The sequence below is a fragment of the Brevundimonas sp. FV1ye29L genome (assembly GCF_058681095.1).
The window spans coordinates 777,006-798,133 of sequence record NZ_CM178730.1 but is presented as its reverse complement, the minus strand read 5'-3'; the positions used below and the strand labels follow the sequence as shown (position 1 = coordinate 798,133).

Here is a 21,128-nt window from a genome sequence, read left to right as displayed (position 1 = left end):
GCGCCGCGCCTCTCTAGTGTCGTTGTCGGCTGCGATCCCGCAGCCGCGTCATCTCAGCCCCCGATCATGTCGGCCGAACGCGGCCTGGACGGGGCCTGACCGGAGCCCCGCATGAAGTCGCATCGTCGTCTGTTCGTCGCCGTCTCGGCCCTGGCCCTGACCACCGCCGCCGGCCTGCCGGCCATGGCCCGGGCCGAAGCGCCCGTAGCCGCAGCCGCCGTTCAGGATGCAGCGCCCTCCGCCCCCTGGGCCCAGGCGGCCAGCGACATTCCAGCCGACGCCGCCGTCCGGTTCGGTCAACTGTCCAATGGCATGCGGTACGCCCTGCTGAAGAACGCCACCCCTCCGGGCGCCGCCTCGATCCGTCTGCGCATCGATGCGGGATCGTTGATGGAGGAGGACAACCAGCTGGGTCTGGCCCACTTCATGGAGCATATGGCCTTCAACGGCACGACCAATGTGCCCGAGAACGAGATGCTGCGGATCCTGGAGCGGCTGGGTCTGGCTTTCGGCGCCGACACCAACGCCTCCACCGGCCTGGACCAGACGGTCTATATGCTGGAACTGCCCAACACCCGGGACGAGACGGTCGATCCCAGCCTGAACATCCTGCGTGAAATGATGTCCGCCGCCCTGATGGCGCCGGCCGCCATCGACGCCGAGCGCGGCGTGATCGAGGGCGAGCTTCGCACCCGCGACACCCCGGGTCTGCGCGTCGCCAAGGCCCAGCTTGCCCTGCTCGCGCCCGGCCAGCGCATGGCCAACCGCCTCCCCGGCGGCGATGTGAGCATCATCCGGACAGCCCCCCGCGACCGGTTTGTCTCCTTCTATGAGTCCTACTACCGGCCGGCCCGGGCCACCTTCATCATCGCCGGCGATTTCGACCTCGACGCCATGGAGGCCAAGGTCCGTCAGAACTTCGAATCCTGGACGCCCCGCGGCCCGGATGGCCCCGAACCCGATCTGGGGAGCGTCGCGCCGCGCCAGCCCGAGACGAAAATCCTTGTCGAGCCCGGCACGACCTCGTCCATCCAGATCAACTGGATCAAGGCGCCTGATCGCGACCCCGACACGGTCGCCGAGCGGGCGGCCTCCATTCGCCGCAGCCTGGGTCTGTCCATCCTGAACCGTCGCCTGGGCGAGATCGCCCGGGCCGACAATCCGCCGTTCAACGGCGCCGGCGGCAGCTATCAGTCGCTGTTCGACAGTCTGGACATCGGCGTCCTGTCGGTCGCCTTCAACCCCGGCGCGTGGAAGCCGGCTCTGGAAGCCGCCGAGCGGGAGCAGCGTCGCTTCGTCCAGTTCGGCATCACCGATGTCGAGCTGCAACGCGCCATCACCGACACCCGCACCGCGCTTCAGAACGCGGTCAACGCCGCCGCGACCCGCTCGACCCCCGCCCTGGCCAGCGCCCTGCTGAACTCGGTCAATGCCGACACGGTCTTCACCACGCCCCAGACGAATCTGGATCTCTTCAACCGGACGGTCGAGGGCCTGACGCCCGCCGTCGTCCAGGCCGAGGCGGCGACGGTCTTCGAGGGGCAGGGCCCGCTGGTTCTGTTTGTCAGTCCCGTCCCGGTCGAGGGGGGCGAGGTCGCCGTGACCGAGGCCCTCACCGCCTCGCGCGCCACGCCGGTGGCCGCCCGCGCGGCCGAGTCCGAACTGACCTGGCCCTACACCGACTTCGGCGCCGTGGGCGCGCCGTCCGCCACGGCCCGGATCGAGGATCTGGGCCTGACCACTGTCCGCTTCCCCAATGGCGTGCGCCTGAACATCAAGCCGACGACGTTCCGCGACGAACAGATCCTGATCAATGTCCAGACGGGCATCGGCGAGCGGGGCCTGCCGACGGACCGCGTCACCGCCATGGGTCTGGCCTCGGCCGTGATGGGCCCCGGAGGCCTCGGCAAGTTGACGGTCGACGAGCTGAACCGCGTTCTGTCCGGCCGGACCTATAGCCTCAACGCCGGCATGGGGGCTGACGCCTTCACCCTGTCGGGCGCGACCAAGCCGGAGGATTTGCAGCTGCAGATGCAGCTTCTGGCGGCGTCCCTCACCGATCCCGGCCTGCGCGCGGCGCCGTTCGAACAGATCAAGGGCATCTACCCCCAGGTCCTGGCCCAGATGTCGGCTACCCCGGCGGGCGTGTTCCAGCGCGACTCCGGCGTGCTGCTGGCGGGCGGCGACATGCGTGACGCCACGCCGTCGCTGGAACAGTTGTCGGCCATGACGATCGACGAAATCCGCGCCGGCGTTACTGCCGGGCGCGCCACAGGCCCCATCGACATCACCATCGTCGGCGATGTGGAGGTGGATGCCGCCATCGCCGCGGTCGCCTCGACCTTCGGCGCCCTGCCGGCTCGCGGCGAGGCGCCGGCCCCCCTGCCCGGTTCCGACCAGCGTCGCTTCCCGGCCCCGACGACCGAACCGGTCAAGCTGTTCCACACGGGCCCTGCTGAACAGGCCCTGGCCTATATCGCCTGGCCGACCACGGATCAGATCGGCGATCGCACAGAATCGCGTCAGCTGTCGGTTCTGGCCGACGTCCTGCAACTGCGCCTGAACGAGGAGATCCGGGAAAAGCTCAGCATCGCCTATTCCCCGGGCGCGGGCGCCTCGTCCTCGGACGTCTTCGAAAACTACGGCTCGATCTATGCGGTGGCCGAGACCGCGCCCGACAAGCTGGGCGCCTTCTTCGAGGCCATGGACCGGATCGCCGCAGACCTGCGCGATACGCCGGTCAGCGAGGATGAGCTGAACCGCGCCCGTCGCCCGGCCGTGGAGACCCTGCGCAAGAACATGGCCGACAACAGCTACTGGCTGGGCCAGCTCTCGGACGCCCAGAGAGATCCGGCCTCCCTGGACCAGACGCGCAACCACGTCGCCACCCTGGAAGCCGTCACCTCCGCCGATCTGCAACGGCTCGCGCGTGAATATCTGCGTGCGGACCGGGCCTGGCGGGCCGAGGTGGTCAAACAGCCGGACGCGACAGCCTCCAACTGAGAAAAAGGCCCCGGGGCTTTCGCTCCGGGGCCAGTCGTTCCTCAGGATCGCCGGCGATGACCGACGGCGTCCAATCTAGGGGTTCCGGCCTGTCGCCGGGCTGAACAGGTACGTTCGCCCCTCGTTCAGAAAACCCGGCCTTCAGCAGACCCGTGGGTCAGAACACCCGACCGCCCACGCCGCCGTCCAGCGTCAGGCTGGAGCTGACCGAGACCGCGCTCGCCGCCTGAACGACCTGTTCCTGGTATTCGGTGTAATATTCCTCACGCCACAGCGTCAGGATCTTCACCCCGGCGCCATAGCGACGGAGCAGGGACCGCTCATTGCAGTCACGCTCCGGCTTCTGGGCCGCGCAGATCATCTCACCGCCGCCGACGGCCATGCCGCCGCCCGCGACCTGTCCGCCGCCTTCGGTCCGCACGGTGACCCCGCCGGTCATGCCGCCCTGCTGGGCGTACATGCCGGAATAGGCCTCGGCGTACATGGCGCTGTATTGTTCGGTGGAATAGGCCGCCGCCTGGGCTGCGCCGCCGCCATGGCTGCGGCGGTACCACAGGCTCTCGCCCTTGCCGCACAACAGGGTCTGGCCGCGGTCGAAGTTGACCACGTCATTCAGGTAGTCGGCATAGGTGACCTGCAACCGCGAACCCGCAATGCAGCGATAGATCTCGCCCTCATAGCCGTCCGCGATCTCCCGGCCCGGCTGGACCTGGGAGGCGGGGTGCGGAATGTTGCGATCGTCGATACAGACCGCCTGGATCACCACCCGGCTGGCCATCCATCGCGACAGGGTCACAGGCACCTGGATGACCTGCGCCATGGCCGCGCTCTCGACATTCATCCCCTGGATGACCGTCGGATAGGGCTGGTCGACGTTGAAATAGGCGCCCCCGCCCCCCGAGACATAGACGTCGCCGGCGCCCCGCGCGCGGATGAGGGTCTCGCTCGAATTGAGGTTCGAGTTGGAGTTGGAGTTGGAATTGCCGTTGATATTGACGTTCAGATTGAAATTTCCGCCGCCGAAGCCGCCGCCGGGATAGTCCGGAGCGGGAGGAGGACGGCAGCAGGCGGACGGCGGTTCGGGCGGCGAAGGCGGCGCCGGCGGCGGGCTGCAGCAACTGGAAGGCGGCGGGGTCGGCGGGGCGCAGCCGGAGTTGCACTGCGCCAGGGCGGCGCCGCCCATGGAGAAGGCGGCCAGACCGATCGTCGCCGGCAACCAGGTCTTGGTTCGCACCTTCATGAGCCGGGCTCCCGAATCGTTCAAATCGGCGGTCCCGACAGAATGCGGACCGCTCCAATCCCGCACCCTCGGGCAAAACCCTTGAAAATCTGTTGCTGAAAGGGTGAACGGCCGATTCAACCTGCCGGCCATCGCGTCCGGCGCGCGACTTGCGGCGACCCTTCCGAAAGGGGGCGTCATGTTCCACTCCGGCACATCGGCCCTGATCGAGGCCTGGAGCGGCCTCGCCGGCGCCGGGCGCATCCCGGCGCGCGCCGGATTCGACCCGATGGCCCTGGGGGTGCTGGTCCCCCAGTTGTGGAGCGGCGAACGGCTGGATCACGGCCGGGTCCGGGTTCGTCTGGCCGGAGGCTGGATCGAGCGGCTTCACGGCCGTCCCCTCGGGGGCTCGGATTGGCTGATGCTGTGGCGCGCCGACAGTCGACCGATGGTTTCGGCCGCTGTGGCCCAGGCGTTCCGTGAGGCGCGTCCCGTGGTGCTGGCCGCTGGTTCGCCTTTGATGGCGGGCGGCCTTGAGATCGTTCTGACCCCGATGCGGAACGGATCGGGCGTCGCGGACCGGATCGTCGGCCTCTACCAGCCGCTCGACGCCGGAGATCGCAAGGCCGATTCGGTCGGCGAACTGGTCGCCCGCCTTTCGATAGCCGCCGGAGCTCCGGGCCGCCCGCCGCTCGCGCTCGCGGCCGTTGACGGGCGGCGGATCGCCTGAGGGTCCCGCCCGTCCTGGCTCTCAGACAGCGACCAGCCCGGTCACATACCGCTTCCAGTTCTGCACATAGTGGGCGGCGCTGGCCTCCAGCGCTGCGATCTGGCCCGGCTCCAGCGCCCGAACGACCTTCCCGGGCTGACCCATGACCAGCGATCCGTCGGGAATCACCTTCCCTTCGGGAATCAGGGCGTTGGCGCCGATCAGACAGTTCCGGCCGATCACCGCCCCGTTCAGGATCACCGCGCCGATGCCGATCAGGCTGTTGTCGCCGATGGTGCAGCCATGCAGCATGGCCTTGTGCCCGACCGTCACGTTCCGGCCGATGACCAGCGGGGAGCCGGCGTCGGCATGAAGGACGCTCAGATCCTGGATGTTGGAGTTTTCGCCGATGGTCAGGGTGTCGGTGTCCCCGCGCACCACGGCGCCGAACCAGACGCTTGATCCCGGGTGCATCACCACGTCGCCCAGAACCACGGCATTCGGCGCGATCCAGTGGTCGCCGTCTGCCGGCAACTGCGGCGTCACGCCTTGCAGGGAGTACACAGTCATCCGGTCGCCTTCGCGTGCTGAAGAATGGGCCTTTAAGCCTTCTTAAACCACGTTAGCATCAGATGGTTGAGTGATTCGGGACCGCTGAATTCGCGCCTCGAATCCCTTGCCGGATCGATTTCGGTCCGGCCACTGCCTGGGGGACGTGAGTGACGCGTTCGGAACGGCGGCGGGAGTTCCCGCCCATGGCTCGGTCGCCGCATGGCAGGCCCTCCGCCGATCCCGGTCGCGTCGTCGGCGCTCCCCTCCTTCCTTCCCCCGCCACCCGAGGCGATGCTTTTCCGGCATCGCCTTTTTTATTGCCCTGCGGCGACCGGAGCCTCCGGCCGCCGTCTCCCCACTGCCGGAGACAATCATGACCAAGCGTGCAGCCCTGAAGCGCCAGGTGCGTGAAGGCGTCCTCGATTCGCGTGAATTCATCCAGGACTCGAAAGTGCGGCGACTGCCGTCCCACAGCGGGACCGGCTGGTCGCCCCATCCCTCCAACGACGACCGCGAGCAGGGCTATCTGAAGACGCTGAAACCCAAGTCCGAGGGCCAGGCGGCGCTGCTGAGCGCCATCGACACGTCGAACCTCTGCGTGGCGCTGGGCCCGGCAGGCACCGGCAAGACCTATCTGGCCGTGGCCAAGGCGGTCGAGGCGCTGGAGGCCGGCAAGGTCGGACGAATCGTCCTGTCCCGCCCCGCCGTGGAGGCGGGCGAATCGATCGGCTTCCTGCCCGGAGCGATGGAGGACAAACTCGCTCCCTATCTTCGCCCCCTCTATGACGCCCTGTCGGACCGGCTGACGATGAAAAGGGTCGGGGCCCTGATGGCCGAGGGACTGATCGAGATCGCGCCGGTCGGCTATATGCGCGGCCGCACGCTGAACAACGCCTTCATCGTCATCGACGAGGCCCAGAACTGCACCTATGTGCAGCTGAAAATGCTGCTGACCCGGCTGGGCTGGCATTCGACCATGGTCGTCACCGGCGACCCCGGCCAGACCGACCTCCTGCCCTCGCTCTCCGGCCTGGCGGACATCGCCACGCGGCTGGAAGCGGTGCCGGAAATCGCGGTCGTTCGCCTGGCCGAACAGGACATCGTCCGCCATCCGCTGGTCGCGAGCATGATCGGGGTGCTGTAGCTCTCCGCCGACCGAGCGAACATAGAAAGGGCGGGACCTCGGTCCCGCCCTTTTTCACATCACCTCGGCAAGGGCCGCGGGCTGGTCTTTCGGCGGCTGTGGAGCATCGGGCGGGCTCAACCGGTCGATCAGTTTGAACACAAACGGATTGAGCGAGATCGACAACAGGGCGGCGGCCAGAATCAGGTCGTGGGTCTGCTGGCTCATCGCGCCGAGCGTCATGCTGAGCGCCGCCAGGATGAACGAGAACTCCCCGATCTGCGCCAGACTGGCCCCGACGGTGAGGCTGGTCCGGCGATCCAGCCTGAACGCGGTGGTGATGATCAGGGCCGCGACGGTCTTGCCGACGATGACAATGCCCAGGACCCCGATCACCGACAGGGGTTCACGCCACAGGATGCTGGGATCAAACAGCATGCCGACCGAGACGAAAAACAGAACCGCAAAGGCGTCTCGCAGCGGCAGCGACCGCTCCGCCGCATTGTGCCCCAGCGGCGTGCCGTTAAGCACAAGCCCGGCCAGGAAGGCGCCCAGGGCAAACGAGTGGAACAGCTGATAGGCGATCCAGGCGATACCGAGCGCGATGGCCAGAACGCCCAGGGTGAACAGCTCGCGCGACTTCGTATGGGCGATTCGCACCAGCACCCAGGGCAGCACCTTGCCGCCCACGAACAGCATGGCGATCACAAAGCCGATGACTTTCAGCAGGGTCCAGCCGATATTGAGGGCCAGGCCGCCCGCATCGACCGTCTGCCCGGCGGGGACGACGATCATCGGCAGCATCACCAGCGCGATGACGATCACCAGATCCTCGACGATCAGCCAGCCGACGGCGATCCGGCCGACCTCGCCCCTGTTCTGCTGTCGCTCCTCCAGCGCCCGCATCAACACCACGGTTGACGCCACCGACAGGGCGAATCCCATCAGCAAGGCCTCGACATCCGGCAGACCCATCGCGAATTTGCCCAGCGCCCAGCCGAGTCCGATCGCCGATGCGATCTGGACCAGCGCCCCGGGAACGGCGACCTTGCGAACCTTCATCAGGTCGGTCGGCGAGAAATGCAGCCCAACCCCGAACATCAGCAGGATGACGCCGATCTCCGCCAGCTGCGGCGCCAGGGTCGTATCCGCCACATAGCCGATCGTATGGGGCCCCACGACGATTCCCGCCACCAGATAGCCGACGAGAGGGGAGAGTTTCAGCCGATTGGCCAACATTCCGAACACAAAGGCCAGCACGAAACCGGCGACCAGGGTGGTGATCAGACTGTCGTCATGCGGCATCGGCGCTCCTTGTCAGGGCTCGTCGGAAATGAGGGGGAGCCAGACAGTTGGGGCCTGAAGCGCGGGATATCAAGGCGTCGCCTTGCCCCGGCCTCTGCCATTCCGTGCACGGAGAGCGCTTTGTAGTCGGTCAGATTGTCATTGAGGGGGCCCGGGACCAGGCCTCGGCCAGTCTCGCGATCATTGACGGATCGGCGCTAAACAACAGGCTATCGATAGCGGTGACCACGCAGGCGGGCGTGGTGCTGTTGCAGATGAAGGCGCCGTCGAAATCGTCGAGTTCAGCGACGCGAACCGGCCGTGTTTCCGAGGTCAGTCCGACGGCGCCAAGACCGTCCTCGATCAGGCCCTGGGTGACGCCGGCCAGCATCGGCGCCCGGGGCCAGGTCACCCTGTCATGCTTCACGAAGCCGATATTCCACGAACTGCCCTCGGAAATGACGCCGGCGGCGTCGACGAACAGGGCGTCATCGAAACCCGCTTCTCTGGCGACACGACGGGCATGGATCAGATCCAAGGTCGATGTGTGCTTGATCTCGGGCAGGTGGCGGGCATGAACCTGAACCGTCAACCGCAGGGACCGGGCCAGCGGCGAGGGCGGAGGTGAAACGACAGTCATGACCTTGGGCGCTCCACGCCAGGACGGCGTGCGGGGACGTATTTCCGGCGAGAACAGGCTGACGCGGAGCCAGCAAGCCTCATGACCGGCGACGGCCAGACGGATCAGATCGCGAAGACGCGCCTCATGCACCGGTGCGCCGAACAGTTCGACCGACGAGGCGTGGAGACGGGCGAGATGCCGGTCCAGTCCGCGGGCGCCGCCATTCTCGACACGAAACGAGGTGAAGGCGCCGTAGCTGACCATGGCGAGACAGGTCAGGTCTTCGGTGGAGGCCGGTTCGCCGTCGATAAGGAGGGGCGGGGTCGAGGTCATTTGCGTCCTATCCTTGTCCCACTCGGAAAGGGTGGCCGCGAAGCGGACGGATGAGGGGTTACGCCCTCAGCGGCCCGCACCGTAACCCCTCACCCTTTCGCGCAAGAACGACGGCTTCGTCGCCGTGCGCTCCAGCCCTCTCCCCCTGGGAGAGGGATCAGTCCTGTCCGCCCTCGGCCTCCACGCCGCTTTCATCCCCGTCCCCGCCCGGCGTTTCCGCCAGACGCTCGACCGAGACGACCTTCTCCCCCTCTGCGGTACGGAAGATCGTGACGCCCTGGCTGGACCGGCCGACGATACGGACCTGGCCCACACGCGTGCGGATCATCTGGCCATTGGACGTGACCAGCAGCAGGTCGTCCGTCTCCTCGACCGGGAAGGCCGCCGCCAGCCGGGTGCCGGCGCGACCGCCCAGGCCGTGGGCCGTCAGCCCCTGCCCGCCGCGACCGGTGCGGCGATACTCATAGGCCGAGGACCGCTTGCCGAAGCCGGTGTCGGTGACCGTCAGAATGAACTGCTCGGCCGCGCCCAGTTCGGCGATCCGTTCGACGGACAGGGCGGCCTCTGCAACCGCCTCGTCATCGGCCTCGACCGCCGTCGTGTCGTCCTCGTCACCGGCCGCGCGCCGCATGGCGTTGGCGTGTTTGACATAGGCGGCGCGCTCTTCAGGCGAGGCGTCGACCCGGCCCAGGACGGCCATGGAGATGACCTCGTCACCGGATTGCAAACGCACGCCGCGCACGCCGGTGGAATCCCGACCCTTGAACACCCGCACGTCGTCGGCCTTGAACCGGATCGCGCGGCCCAGAGCCGTGGTCAGCAGGACGTCGTCCTCGGCCGTGCACAGGGCGACACCGACCATATGGTCGCCGTCCTCCAGCTTCATCGCGATCTTGCCGGCGCGATTGACGGTGGCGAAGTCGCTGAGCTTGTTGCGCCGCACGTCGCCGGAGCGGGTGGCGAACATGATGTCGTAGTCGCCCCAGGTGGTCTCGTCCTCGGGCAGGGGCAGGACGTTCATGATGCTGTCGCCCGGCTCGATCGGCAGCAGGTTGACAAAGGCCTTGCCGCGCGAGGTCGGCGCGCCCAGCGGCAGACGCCAGACCTTCAGCTTGTAGGCCTTGCCGTTGGTGGCGAAGAACAGCACCGGCGTGTGGGTCGAGGCGGAGAAGACGCCGGTGATGGCGTCCTCGTCCTTCATCGTCATGCCCGACTTGCCCTTGCCGCCGCGATGCTGGGTCCGGTAGGCGTTCAGGGCGACGCGTTTGACATAGCCGCCGTGGGTCACGGTCACGACCATGTCCTCGCGCGGGATCAGGTCCTCGTCCTCCATCTCGGCGTCGCCTTCGCCGATCGTGGTCCGGCGCGGCACAGCGAACTGGTCCTTCACCGCGATCAGGTCCTCGCGGATGATGGCCAGAATATTGGCCCGGTCCGACAGGATGGTCAGATGGCCCTGGATGGTGTCGGCCAGCCCACGGGCCTCGGCGAAGATGTCGTCGCGACCGAGGCCGGTCAGGCGGCTCAGCGTCAGGGCCAGGATGGCGCGGGCCTGTTCGTCAGTCAGGTTCAGCTTGTCGCCGTCGATCAGCATCGAGCGCGGATCGGCGATCAGCTCGACCAGGGCGATCATGTCGCCGACAGGCCAGCTCTTGGCCTGCAGCCGTTCGCGCGCCTCGGCCGGATCGGCCGACGAACGGATGATGTGAATGACCTCGTCGATATTGGCCACGGCCACGGCCAGACCGACCAGGACGTGGCCGCGGTCGCGGGCCTTGGCCAGTTCGAACTTGACGCGGCGGACCACCACCTCCTCGCGGAATTCGAGGAAGGCTTCCAGAAGCTGGCGCAGGCCCATCTGCTCGGGCCGGCCGTGGTTCAGCGCCAGCATGTTGACGCCGAACGAGGATTGCAGCGCCGTATAGCGATAGAGCTGGTTCAGGATCACGTCGCCCGACGCATCCCGCTTCAGTTCGATCACCATCCGCATGCCCTGACGGTCGGATTCGTCGCGGACGTCGGAAATGCCCTCCAGACGCTTCTCGCGCACCATCTCGGCGATGCGTTCGATAAGGGTCTGTTTGTTCACCTGGAACGGCAGTTCGGTGATGACGATGGCCTCGCGATCCTTGCGGATCTCCTCGACCGAGGCCTTGCCGCGCACGATGACCGAGCCGCGACCGTCCCTCAGGGCGTTGCGTGGCGCGGTGCGCCCCATGATCTCGCCGCCGGTCGGGAAGTCCGGGCCCGGCACGATGTCCAGCAAGGCGTCGTCGGAGATGTTCTCGTCGTCGAGCAGGGCGACAGCCGCATCGACGATCTCGCCCAGATTGTGCGGCGGGATATTGGTCGCCATGCCGACGGCGATGCCGCCCGCGCCATTGACCAGCAGGTTCGGAATCCGGCTCGGCAGGACGACCGGCTCCAGCTCCTTCTCGTCATAGTTGGGCTGGAAATCGACCGTGTCCTTGTCGATATCGGCGAGCAGGGCCACCGCCGCCGGGGCCATTTTCGCCTCGGTGTATCGCATCGAGGCGGGCATATCGCCGTCAACCGAACCGAAATTGCCCTGGCCGTCGACCAGCATCAGCCCCATCGAGAAGGGCTGGGCCATGCGCACCAGGGCCATATAGACGGAGGCGTCGCCGTGCGGGTGGAAGCGACCGAGCACGTCACCGACCACGCGGGCGCATTTCGAATATGACCGGTCCGGCGTCATGTTCAGGTCGTGCATCGAATACAGGATGCGCCGGTGAACCGGCTTCAGCCCGTCGCGCGCGTCCGGCAGGGCGCGGCTGACGATCACGCTCATGGCGTAGTCGAGGTAGGAGCGCTTCAGCTCCTGCTCGATCGTGATGGTCGAAATGTCTGATCCGCCGCCGGCGCCCGGGGGGGGAACTGCGGCGTTGTCGTAGCTGTCGTCGGTCAAGGAAATCGGGCTTTAAATGGCCGGAATCGGAACGTGATCCGCTGTCCGGTTTTCTATCAGCTAGGACTGATTCAGGCAAAGATTGCCGGACCCTCGCCCCAACCCGGCTTAGGCCGTGACCAGATGAAAGGCCTTTGCCAAATGCGCGCTATCGCCCTCGCCTCCGCCGCCGCCCTGATCGCCGGCTGCGCCACGGCCCAGACACCCCCGCCCGCCGGCAGCCACAGCGGTCACGCCATGCCCGCACCGGCCCAGGCGGCGACAGCCGCCATGGCCGCCGCGCCCGCGCCGATCGGGACCGCCGCCCTCAAGACGGCGGACGGGTCTGACGCCGGCCGTGTCACCGCCTACAAGGGGCCGATGGGCCTGCTGTTCCGGGTCGAGGGCAAGGGCTGGCCCGCCGGCTGGCACGGCGTCCACCTGCATGCGGTCGGCCGTTGCGACAGCCCCGGCTTCACCTCGGCCGGCGCCCATGTGAACCATGCCGAAGGCGCGCGCCCGCATGGCCTGCTCAACACCGCAGGCGGGCCGGATCTGGGTGATCTGCAGAACATCCATGCCGCTGCGGACGGTACAGCGATGGCCGAGGTCTATCTGGCCGGCTCGGGCCTGGGCATGGGCGGCATGGACCTGATGGATGCCGACGGCCTGTCCTTCCTCGTCCACGCCAATCCCGACGACCATGTCAGCCAGCCGATCGGCGGCGCCGGCGCCCGCATCGCCTGTGGGGTGTTCGAGCCCGCTGCCTGAATACACGGCGACGAGGTGCGGCGTCAGGCCTTCGCCGCACCGGCCCTGAGACCGCGCTCGGCCAGGGCCACAAGGCCCACCCCCGCAAGGGCGATGGCCGAGCCGGTCAGGATCTGGGGCGTCAGGACGTCGCCCATGAAGGCCCAGCCGATCGCCATGGACACCACCGGTGTGGCCAGCAGATAGGGCGTCACCCGCCCGGCCTCCCGCCTCTGCACCAGCCAGAACATCAGGGTGGTCGCGACGACCGAAGACACGACACCGGCCCACAGCAGCGCCACCCAGACCAGAGGCGGCGCAGTGCGGATCGCCTCCGCCTGGCCGTGCTCAAACACGGCCGAGCCGAACGCCAGAAGAGGCAGGGTGCCGGCCGCCAGCAGCCCCTGCATCTTGACCGGCGGAATGGAGGTCGTCCGTCGCGCCACGACTGTGGTCAGGGCCCAGCAGGCGCCAGCGGCGATCGCCACCAGAATGGCGCGCCAGTCCTGCAGGGCATGGGCGTCCAGCATCATCCACCCCACGCCGGCAAAGGCCACGGCCATACCGGCCAGGGCGCCCCGCTTCAGCCGTTCGCCCAGGATCAGGAAGGCGAACAGGGCGGTAAAGGGGATCCATAGCTGGTTGGCCACAGTGACGGGACTGAGGTCCTGCGCCAGCCAGTAGGCGACATAGAGCAGGCCATACTGCAGCGCCCCGCCGACCAGGACGATGATCAGCAGACTGCGCCAGTCCGGGAAGGGCGGCCGGATGAAGACCGCCAGACAGGCTGTGGCGATGGCGAACCGGATCACCCCGACCAGCAGCGGAGTCATATGCTCCGTCGCCACCTTGGCGGCGGCGTTGTTCACGCCCCAGATGACGATAATGGCCAGGATGGCCCCGATCTCCAGCGGCCCGAGCGGATGGGAGCCAGGGGGACGGGAGACGGGGGAGTGGGAGCCGGGAGGCGCGGGTGTGGCGGGCGGGGAAGGATCGGTCACAGCCCTCCCATGACACATGCACCGGACAGGCGCGCGTCAAAGTCGGTGACCGTCTGTTTCCCGGCCGGCTTTCCGCAGCGGGTCTGGGCGGGTTCGAGCGTCCCGCTCAACGGATTGCGCTCTAGAACGGAATGTCGTCGTTCAGGTCGTAGCTTTCCTTCGGCCCGCTCGGCTTGTTGGCGCCGCCGGTCGAGAAGCCCGAGGAATAGTCGTCGTCGCCGCGACCGCCGCCGTAGCCCCCGCCCTGGGAGGCGCCGCCGCCCTCGGCGCGGCCGCCCAGCATGGTCAGCTCACCCTTGAACTTGCCGACGACGATTTCGGTCGAGTATTTCTCGACGCCGTCCTTGTCGGTCCATTTGCGGGTCTGGAGCGCGCCCTCGATATAGACGGTCGAGCCCTTCTTCACATAGTTGTCGACCACCTTGACGATGTTGTCGTTGAAGATGACGACCCGATGCCACTCGGTCTTTTCCTTGCGCTCGCCCGATGACTTGTCACGCCATTGCTCGGACGTGGCGATCGACAGATTGGCGATCCGGTCGCCGTTCGGCATGGACCGGATTTCCGGGTCGCGGCCCAGATTGCCGACCAGAATGACCTTGTTGACGCTGCCCGCCATGACGACCTCTTGACTATCAGGGCGCGGACCATCGCCGCGCCACGCGCGTCCCGCCTAGCGCGCCATGCGCCGGTTGGGACCACCGATTAACAAAATCTAGACGAAAGCTTGTGGATGTTCCAGCTTTGTTCCGATCGGCCGCGTTTATTTGGCGGCCGGAGCCCGTTCGATCGTGCCTGGAACCGCCAGCCGTCCGTCGCCCGTACGGGCCAGGGCGAAGAAACGTGTGCCGTCCAGTGACCGCGACTGCCAGACGCCGGCGCGGTCAATGAAGATGAACTGGCCCTGATAGGAGCCCACCACCTCGGACCGGCTGCCGCCCAGTCTCAGGAAGCGCACACGCATCTGCTCCAGCTGGGCGGCGCAATATTCGATCTGGGGCTGGTCGCGCGCCACAACGTTGAAGGCCGGGGCGTCGCTGGATCCCTCTTCAGGCAGGACGACATTGTAGCAGACCCCCTTGTCGAAGGGGGCCTTGACCTGGGGGGTGCAGGCCCCGAGGGCGGCGATACCGGCCAGCGACGCCGTCAAGATCAGTCTGCGCATTCTACAGCCCCGGGAACTGGCAGTTACGGTCCTGTTCGGCCAGGACACGGAAACGGTTGTTGTCGTTGGACTGTTCCACCCGACGCGGCACCAGCCGCAGGGTGATGTCGCCCCATCGGCCGTACTGGGCGTCGCCCGGCCGCGCGACGCAATAGCCGGCGTACAGGGCCTGGACGCAGGCGGCCTGGCTCATGCCATTGGACACGGTGCGCCATTCCGAACCGGTGTAGCGCAGGCAGGGCGTGCCCTGAACCGGTTGCGGGGCCGGCGTCGGGCGTGACGCTTCTGTCGACGGCTCGACCGGCTTGATCGCCTGATCGGGCACATTGCCTGTCGGCAGTTGAGGCGGAGGGGAGAAGGACGCCGTCGGCGCGGCGGCCAGCGCGCCGGTCTCGTCCAGTCCGACATCGAGGGCGTCGGTCGCGAGCCCGTTGCGGCGCGCGCAATCGGCAAGGGTGGCCATGCCGACGAACTGGCCGTCGACGAAACACCGCAGCTCGCGGGTCGGCTCCAGCGTCGGCGTCTCCGCGAGGTCGATGTTCAGCCCGCCCATGGCGGCCGGCGGCGCCTCGGTCGTCTTTTCATGACCGACGCCGCCGAAAATCAGGGCCAGCACAACGGCGGCGATGACGGCGAGGGCGGCGCCGAGCGCCAGTATGGTCCGGTTGTCCTTCGGAAAGCGCATTCAGGTCTCACGGGTGGCCGGTGGGTTCAATAACCCCTCCGGGGCGCCGCCCGTCAACCGCGAACCGTCGCCTCAGCCGCCCAGACGATCCAGCGCCGCCTGATAGTTGGCGATCTGCGAGGTGATATAGGCGGGCGCCGCGCCAGTCGCCCTCTTCGCCGCCGCGTCCGGATCAAGGGCGGCATAGGCGTTGCGGATGGTCCTCAGCGCGGTCGTCAGCTTTTCTTTTGCGGTCGCCACCGAACCCGCGTCATTCACGTTGAGGTTGGCGGCCAGATCAAGTCCGAACGTGGTCTTTCCGCCGTCTACCGATTTGGAGCCGATATAGCCGGCTGACAGCCCAAGCCCGGCAAGGGCGTCGCGGCCCGTCTCTCCCGCCGTCAGGACCGCCCCGACCTTCGGGTCGCGCGCCAGAATCGAAAGCCTCTGGACGCCGCCCGCCGCCGCGTCAGTCCGGCCCGCCACATCCTTGCCCGGCAGTTCAGTCTTGACTGTCACCGCCAGCCGCCCCTTCGACGCCGCCTGGATCTTGCGAGCCAGTGTCGCCAGCGTATCCGTAGCCGTAATGGACACTGCCGTTCCCCGACCTCCGTCGGCTCCGGAGACATAGAAGCGGTCGCCCGCGCGCAGGGCGGTCGCGGTCACCAGCAGTTGGGAATCGTTCTGGGCGATCTCGCCCTGTGGCAGGCCGAGACGATCCAGAACGCTGGCCCCGCCGGTGGCCACCGCCAGCGTGGAGGCCTTGGCCTGATCTTCGGTCCCGAACCATTTGCGCTCATATTCGACTGCGCCGGTCAGCGGGTCGAGCCGCGCCAGATAGGCCTTGGTCGGGTCTGTGTCCTTGGCGGCGATCCCCCGGTCGGAGACGCCGGTAATCCAGACCTTGCCGCCCTGGACCTTGACGTCGGCGGCGCTGTCGTCGCCGGCGCCGCCGTACCAGCTGACACGTTCATCGGAGGCGGCGGTCAGGTCGGCGGACAGGGCGGCGACGAACACATCTGCACCACCCGGCGCGGTATTGCTGGCGGTGACGCCCTCGCCCAGACCGGAGTTCTTTGATGTACCGGTCACAACGACCTTGCCGTTGGCGACCCCGATCCCGGCGATGTCTCCGGCGAGGACGCCAAGGTCCCGGGTGGCGGCCAGGGTCGGCGTTCCGGCGGAATCCAGGGTGAAGTGGCGTACGACGGCGCGGCCGTTCTCGACCCCTGCCGTATAGAGGTTGGAGCCGTCGACCGTCATGGCGTCGACGCGGTCCTCGGCGGCGGTCCCGAACTGGCTGACGCTCTGGGCCGTGACCAGGGTCCTGGAGCCCTCATAGGGGGTGAGGGTGGAAAAGGTCTGGAGATAGCCATCCCAGCCGCCCACGGCTGCGGCCCCGCTCATCGCCGACCGGGCGCGCCCGGCCACATAGACCTTGCCGCCATCGCCGAAGCTGACCGAGGCAGCCTCGTCGGCAGCCCGGGCCCCCCGCCTCTGCGACCACTGTTCCTCACCGGCGGCATTGAAGACGCTGACGAAACTGTCGGACAGCGTCGCTGACGCCATCCCGGTGGCTCCATCGAGCGCGCCGGTGACAGAGCCCGCAACGGCGACCTGACCATCCGCATTGACCGCCAGCGCATAGCCGCTGGCTGTCGAGGCGGCGCCAAGCGTGCGGGTCATCAGCAGACGGCCGGTGGTGTCGAACTTCATCAGGGCGACGTCCTGGACGCCCTTGATCGCCTGGTTGTCCACCGACGCCACATCAGCGACCATCCAGAGAGAGCCGTCGGGAGCCACGGCGCTGGCCCGGATCGCCTTGACGCCGGCCGGCAGGGCGTCCTGCGCCAGCCGCCCGTCAACCCAGGGTGTCTCGCCCACACCCGCGGTTGTCGGCATGGCGGCGGCCCCGCCGTCGCTCTGGAATTTCAGCAGCTCGGGATTGCCGGCCTTGCCGGTCGTCTGGACGACGTAGACGGCGTCGGACACCTCTGCGGCGGTGAAGCCGATCGTCTCGGACGGCGAGCCGCGAACCAGAAGCGACCATTTATCGGCCCCGGCCGGCAGGGTGGTCGTCTTGCCATTGGTCGTTACGGTTTTCGGCTCGACAACAACCCGCTGCTTCTCGATTCGGGTCAGGACGCCTTCGGCCTCCAGCTTGCCGTTAATATGAGCGATGACCGAGTCCATGGTGCGCGGCGTCGCGCCCATCTCCGTCAGGTCAATGGCGATGGTCTTCGTCGTGGTGGATGACCCCACGGCGGTCTTGACCGTGATGCTAAACCGCGTGTCCCCCTCGAAGGCCGTGACCGGGGTGTTGAGGTCGCCCTGGTGGATGGCTCCGGTGATCGACACGGCGCTGTCACGGGGGACGGCGGCGGTGGTCTTGCTGGAGGCGGCTGCAATTCCCTGGACCAGCCGCACGTCGGCCAGACCCGCGGTCTTCAGGTAGCTCCCCACCTCTGCCATCCCGGCGTCGAAGCGCTTGGACAGCAAGGCCTGTTCGGTCGTGGACAGGTTCTTGACGCTCGCCCGGTCGGCCAGGGCGCTGAGGGATTCGAGGCCCCGGTACAGGGCGAACAGCTTTTTGTAATCGCCCGAGCCGCCGCCAAGATCGAGCTTCGCCTTGGATTCGTCGACCAGGCGTCGCCCGGCCATGGCGGCCTGCAACAGGCTGTTGGTCGAGGGTTTGGCGACGGCTTCCGTGGACCAGGGAGGGGTTGGCTGGCGCTTGATCGCTGCAGCCGTCGACGTCGAGCCCGTCGAAAAGTTCGACGTCCCGCCGTAGAGTCCGAGCAGATAGCTGTTGTTGATCACAGAAGCCTCCGGTCGGAAGTCTAGGACCTCGAAGGCAACAGCGCGTTAACGCCCGGCCGTCATTCCACCATCAGCCCTTGAACAGGGACAGGATCATCTGCGGAGCCTGGTTGGCGATCGACAGGGCCTGGACGCCCAGCTGCTGCTGGACCTGAAGCGCCTGCAGTTTCGCGCTTTCCTTGGCCAGGTCGGCATCCACCAGATTGCCGACGCCGACCTCCAGCGCATCCACCAGTTTGGAAACGAAGCTGGTGTGCTTCTCGATCCGGGTTGCCTGGGCGCCCAGCTCGGCCATGCTGGTGTTGACGGTGGACAGGGCCGCCGTGACGGCCGCAAGCGCCGTCTGGGCCCCGGCCACCGTGCTCAGGTCGGGCGCTGGGTTTAGGCCGAGCGCCGTCAGCGACATGTTCTGGCGATCCAGATTGATCATCTGGGTGGCGTCCGCATTGGCCAGAAACTGCAACGGCGTCGCGATCGGGGTTACCCCGTCGTCATCGAAGCCATTGAGGATGTTCTTTCCGTCGAAGGTCGCGTTGTCGACAAAACTCTGTATCGAAAGCAGTTTTTGCTGAAAGTCGTTGTTGTAGGCAGTTCGCGAGGCGGCACTGCCGCCCGGCTCGGCCGCCGCCACCGCGATCTGTTTCAGCTCGGTCACGAGGTCCGATATGGATTGCCCCGCCGCCAGCGACACATCGGCGATGGAGGTGGCGCGGTTCAGGCTGTTGGTGACCGATTCATAGGACTTGGTCGCGGCCCGCTGGTTCTGGGCCACCGCCCAGACGGCGGCGTTATCCTGCGCGCCCTGCACCTTCAAGCCGGTCGAGACCCGGTTCTGCGTCGCCGTGAGGCGATCGCTGATGGAGTTCATGTTCTGCAGCGCGACCTGCGCCGACGCGTTCGTATTGATGCTGGCCATCGGGTCTTCGCCCCTCGTCGATTCGATACGGAATCTATGGGGTGAGTCGTATCCGTATGGTTAACGCCCGATAACCATGATCGCCGCGTCCGGATGGATCCGGCGCGGTGCAAAAAGGGTCTGGCGCTCCCGCGCAGCCCCTGGCCTGGTGTCAGGCGGTCGTGTTCGCCACGGTCCCCGCGACGTAGGCGGGATCCGCGACCAGCTTGACCAGTTCCTCGCGGGGGAACTGCCGGATGGTCTCGCCCGTCAGGCGGTCGACGGTCTTGTAGACAAAGCTGCCCCGTTTGGGCCCCTGTTCGATCACCAGACGCAGATCCGGAGCGGGATCGGGCTGCTGGCGAGGTTCATGGTGCCTGGGGCCGGCGCTGACGTTGAACGCGGGCGCGGGCGGAGGGACGGCGGTGATTGCATTGGCTTCCTTGGGCATATCTCCATGCGCCGCTATGGCGCCTCCCGGTTTGATGACCGGACGGTCGGGCGGAGCCTTGCGGCCCCGCCCTTACGTCTTGCGGTCTTAGCGGAACAGCGAGAGCAGGATGCCGCTCGACTGGTTCGCGATGGACAGCGCCTGCACGCCGAGCTGTTGCTTGGTCTGCAGGGCAGTCAGTTTGGCGCTTTCCTTGGCCAGGTCGGCGTCGACCAGATTGCCCGCACCGGCTTCAAGAGCGTCCTGAAGCTTGGTGTTGAACGAAATCTGGCGTTCCACAGACTTGGAGGAAGTGCCCAGGGTCTGGAGTGTCCCGGACCAGGCGTCGATCGCGGTCTGAACGCCACCCGAGACGGCCACGGCCGCCGGAGTGCCGGCTCCCGGCGCCGTCAGGGCTGCAGTACCGTCGAAGGTCGCCGCAGTCACGATGGTGCCGATTTCGGTCCGGAGCGCGTCATAGTCGGCCTGATAGGAGGCCGTGCCCGACCCGCCGGCCAGGATGGCGCCTTCCAGCGCCTTCATTTCCGTCAGGGCGGCCATGATCGAGTCGCCGGCGGCGAGGCCCACGTCGTTGATCGACTGGGTGCGCTGCAGGGTGTTGATCGTGGAGTCGAGAGCCTTGGCATTGGCTTTCTGGGTCGTGGCGATGGCCCAGATGGCGCCGTTGTCCTTGGCGCTGGAGACCTTCATGCCCGTGGTGACACGGTTTTGGGTCATCTCAAGGCTGCGGCTGGTGGCCGCGAGGCTTTGAGCGGCGACAGCAGCGCCGTAGTTCGTGTTGATGCTAGCCATTTTGGCTGCTCCTTTTGTTCACTTCGTGAGGGCCGACGCCGTTTTGGCGTCGGGAGCGTTTTGCTCGGGGATTCCAGACCATCAGGCGGGACCCGGGGGTCCCGCCATCAAGCCTGAAAGGTTTAGCGGAACAGCGAGAGCAGGATGCCGCTCGACTGGTTCGCGATGGACAGCGCCTGGACACCGAGCTGTTGCTTGGTCTGCAGGGCGGTCAGTTTGGCGCTTTCCTTGGCCAGGTCGGCGTCGACCAGATTGCCCGCACCGGCTTCAAGAGCGTCCTGAAGCTTGGTGTTGAACGAAATCTGGCGCTCCACCGACTTGGAGGAGGTGCCGATGGTCTGGAGAGTCGTAGACCAGGCGTCGATGGACGTCTGGACAGCGGCCGCCGTCTGCGCTGCGGGGTTGGCCGGAACGGAAGCGAAGGCCGCCGTGCCGTCAAAGGTCGCCGCCGCGGCAGAGGCGGTGATTTCGGCCGCCAGGGCGGTGAAATCGGCCTGATAGGCGGTGACGGTGCCGCCGGCCTCAATGGCCGCCGCCAGGGTCTTCATTTCCGTCAGGGCGGCCATGATCGAGTCGCCGGCGGCGAGGCCCACGTCGTTGATCGACTGGGTGCGCTGCAGGGTGTTGATCGTGGAGTCGAGAGCCTTGGCATTGGCTTTCTGGGTCGTGGCGATGGCCCAGATGGCGCCGTTGTCCTTGGCGCTGGAGACCTTCATGCCCGTGGTGACACGGTTTTGGGTCATCTCAAGGCTGCGGCTGGTGGCCGCGAGGCTTTGAGCGGCGACAGCAGCGCCGTAGTTCGTGTTGATGCTAGCCATTTTGGCTGCTCCTTCATTT

Annotated in this window: 18 protein-coding genes; 4 read left to right on the top strand and 14 right to left on the bottom strand. The window is 67.1% G+C overall.

The features are described from left to right. Window positions 1-111 precede the first annotated feature (111 nt). Entirely contained in the window at window positions 112-3,003 is a 2,892-nt protein-coding gene (locus ACW17W_RS03960; protein ID WP_492079450.1) for a M16 family metallopeptidase, read from the top strand. A 157-nt stretch (window positions 3,004-3,160) separates the two neighbouring features. Here the strand turns inward: ACW17W_RS03960 and ACW17W_RS03955 are convergent, their stop codons facing one another. Further along, the gene (locus ACW17W_RS03955; protein WP_492079449.1) at window positions 3,161-4,243 is read right to left on the bottom strand and encodes a hypothetical protein; all 1,083 of its coding nucleotides are present in this window, start codon (window positions 4,241-4,243) and stop codon (window positions 3,161-3,163) included. Window positions 4,244-4,346: 103 nt separating this feature from the next. On the opposite strand from ACW17W_RS03955, the gene ACW17W_RS03950 reads away from it, so the two are divergent. Further along, window positions 4,347-4,952 (top strand): PAS domain-containing protein, encoded by a 606-nt coding sequence (locus ACW17W_RS03950; protein ID WP_492079448.1) that lies wholly within the window; start codon window positions 4,347-4,349, stop codon window positions 4,950-4,952. Between the two features lie 21 nt (window positions 4,953-4,973). On the opposite strand, the gene ACW17W_RS03945 is transcribed toward ACW17W_RS03950, so the two are convergent. Then, entirely contained in the window at window positions 4,974-5,501 is a 528-nt protein-coding gene (locus ACW17W_RS03945) for a gamma carbonic anhydrase family protein (RefSeq protein WP_492079447.1), read from the bottom strand. Window positions 5,502-5,856: 355 nt separating this feature from the next. Between ACW17W_RS03945 and ACW17W_RS03940 the strand changes: the two genes are divergently transcribed. Then, window positions 5,857-6,627 carry a PhoH family protein gene (locus ACW17W_RS03940; RefSeq protein ID WP_492079446.1) on the top strand — a complete coding sequence of 257 codons (771 nt, stop codon included), beginning with the start codon at window positions 5,857-5,859 and terminating at the stop codon, window positions 6,625-6,627. Window positions 6,628-6,681: 54 nt separating this feature from the next. Here ACW17W_RS03940 and ACW17W_RS03935 read toward each other — a convergent pair whose 3' ends face one another. The 3 genes from ACW17W_RS03935 to gyrA form a co-directional block, all read right to left on the bottom strand. Continuing rightward, window positions 6,682-7,911, bottom strand: coding sequence for a cation:proton antiporter domain-containing protein (locus tag ACW17W_RS03935; protein WP_492079445.1), 1,230 nt, complete (start codon window positions 7,909-7,911; stop codon window positions 6,682-6,684). A 130-nt stretch (window positions 7,912-8,041) separates the two neighbouring features. Further along, window positions 8,042-8,845, bottom strand: a complete 804-nt coding sequence (locus ACW17W_RS03930; RefSeq protein ID WP_492079444.1) for an aminotransferase class IV — start codon at window positions 8,843-8,845, stop codon at window positions 8,042-8,044. Between the two features lie 157 nt (window positions 8,846-9,002). Beyond that, window positions 9,003-11,774 (bottom strand): DNA gyrase subunit A, encoded by a 2,772-nt coding sequence (gyrA, locus tag ACW17W_RS03925; RefSeq protein WP_492079443.1) that lies wholly within the window; start codon window positions 11,772-11,774, stop codon window positions 9,003-9,005. Window positions 11,775-12,011: 237 nt separating this feature from the next. On the opposite strand from gyrA, the gene ACW17W_RS03920 reads away from it, so the two are divergent. Beyond that, window positions 12,012-12,524 (top strand): superoxide dismutase family protein, encoded by a 513-nt coding sequence (locus ACW17W_RS03920; protein WP_492080249.1) that lies wholly within the window; start codon window positions 12,012-12,014, stop codon window positions 12,522-12,524. A 23-nt stretch (window positions 12,525-12,547) separates the two neighbouring features. Here ACW17W_RS03920 and ACW17W_RS03915 read toward each other — a convergent pair whose 3' ends face one another. From ACW17W_RS03915 to ACW17W_RS03875, 9 genes are all read right to left on the bottom strand, one after another. After that, window positions 12,548-13,504 (bottom strand): DMT family transporter, encoded by a 957-nt coding sequence (locus tag ACW17W_RS03915; protein ID WP_492079442.1) that lies wholly within the window; start codon window positions 13,502-13,504, stop codon window positions 12,548-12,550. A gap of 121 nt (window positions 13,505-13,625) precedes the next feature. Continuing rightward, window positions 13,626-14,123 (bottom strand): single-stranded DNA-binding protein, encoded by a 498-nt coding sequence (ssb, locus tag ACW17W_RS03910; RefSeq protein ID WP_492079441.1) that lies wholly within the window; start codon window positions 14,121-14,123, stop codon window positions 13,626-13,628. A gap of 144 nt (window positions 14,124-14,267) precedes the next feature. After that, window positions 14,268-14,669: a hypothetical protein gene (locus ACW17W_RS03905; RefSeq protein WP_492079440.1), complete on the bottom strand. Its 402-nt coding sequence runs from the start codon at window positions 14,667-14,669 to the stop codon at window positions 14,268-14,270. A gap of 1 nt (window position 14,670) precedes the next feature. Beyond that, window positions 14,671-15,354 carry a hypothetical protein gene (locus ACW17W_RS03900; protein ID WP_492079439.1) on the bottom strand — a complete coding sequence of 228 codons (684 nt, stop codon included), beginning with the start codon at window positions 15,352-15,354 and terminating at the stop codon, window positions 14,671-14,673. A 72-nt stretch (window positions 15,355-15,426) separates the two neighbouring features. Continuing rightward, complete coding sequence (locus ACW17W_RS03895; RefSeq protein ID WP_492079438.1) at window positions 15,427-18,153, bottom strand: NHL repeat-containing protein; 2,727 nt, start codon at window positions 18,151-18,153, stop codon at window positions 15,427-15,429. A gap of 70 nt (window positions 18,154-18,223) precedes the next feature. Next, window positions 18,224-19,069 (bottom strand): flagellin, encoded by an 846-nt coding sequence (locus ACW17W_RS03890; protein WP_492079437.1) that lies wholly within the window; start codon window positions 19,067-19,069, stop codon window positions 18,224-18,226. Window positions 19,070-19,220: 151 nt separating this feature from the next. After that, window positions 19,221-19,499, bottom strand: coding sequence for a flagellar protein FlaG (locus ACW17W_RS03885; protein ID WP_492079436.1), 279 nt, complete (start codon window positions 19,497-19,499; stop codon window positions 19,221-19,223). Between the two features lie 87 nt (window positions 19,500-19,586). Continuing rightward, window positions 19,587-20,291 carry a flagellin gene (locus ACW17W_RS03880; protein WP_492079435.1) on the bottom strand — a complete coding sequence of 235 codons (705 nt, stop codon included), beginning with the start codon at window positions 20,289-20,291 and terminating at the stop codon, window positions 19,587-19,589. A gap of 122 nt (window positions 20,292-20,413) precedes the next feature. Beyond that, entirely contained in the window at window positions 20,414-21,109 is a 696-nt protein-coding gene (locus ACW17W_RS03875; protein ID WP_492079434.1) for a flagellin, read from the bottom strand. Between the last annotated feature and the right edge of the window lie 19 nt (window positions 21,110-21,128).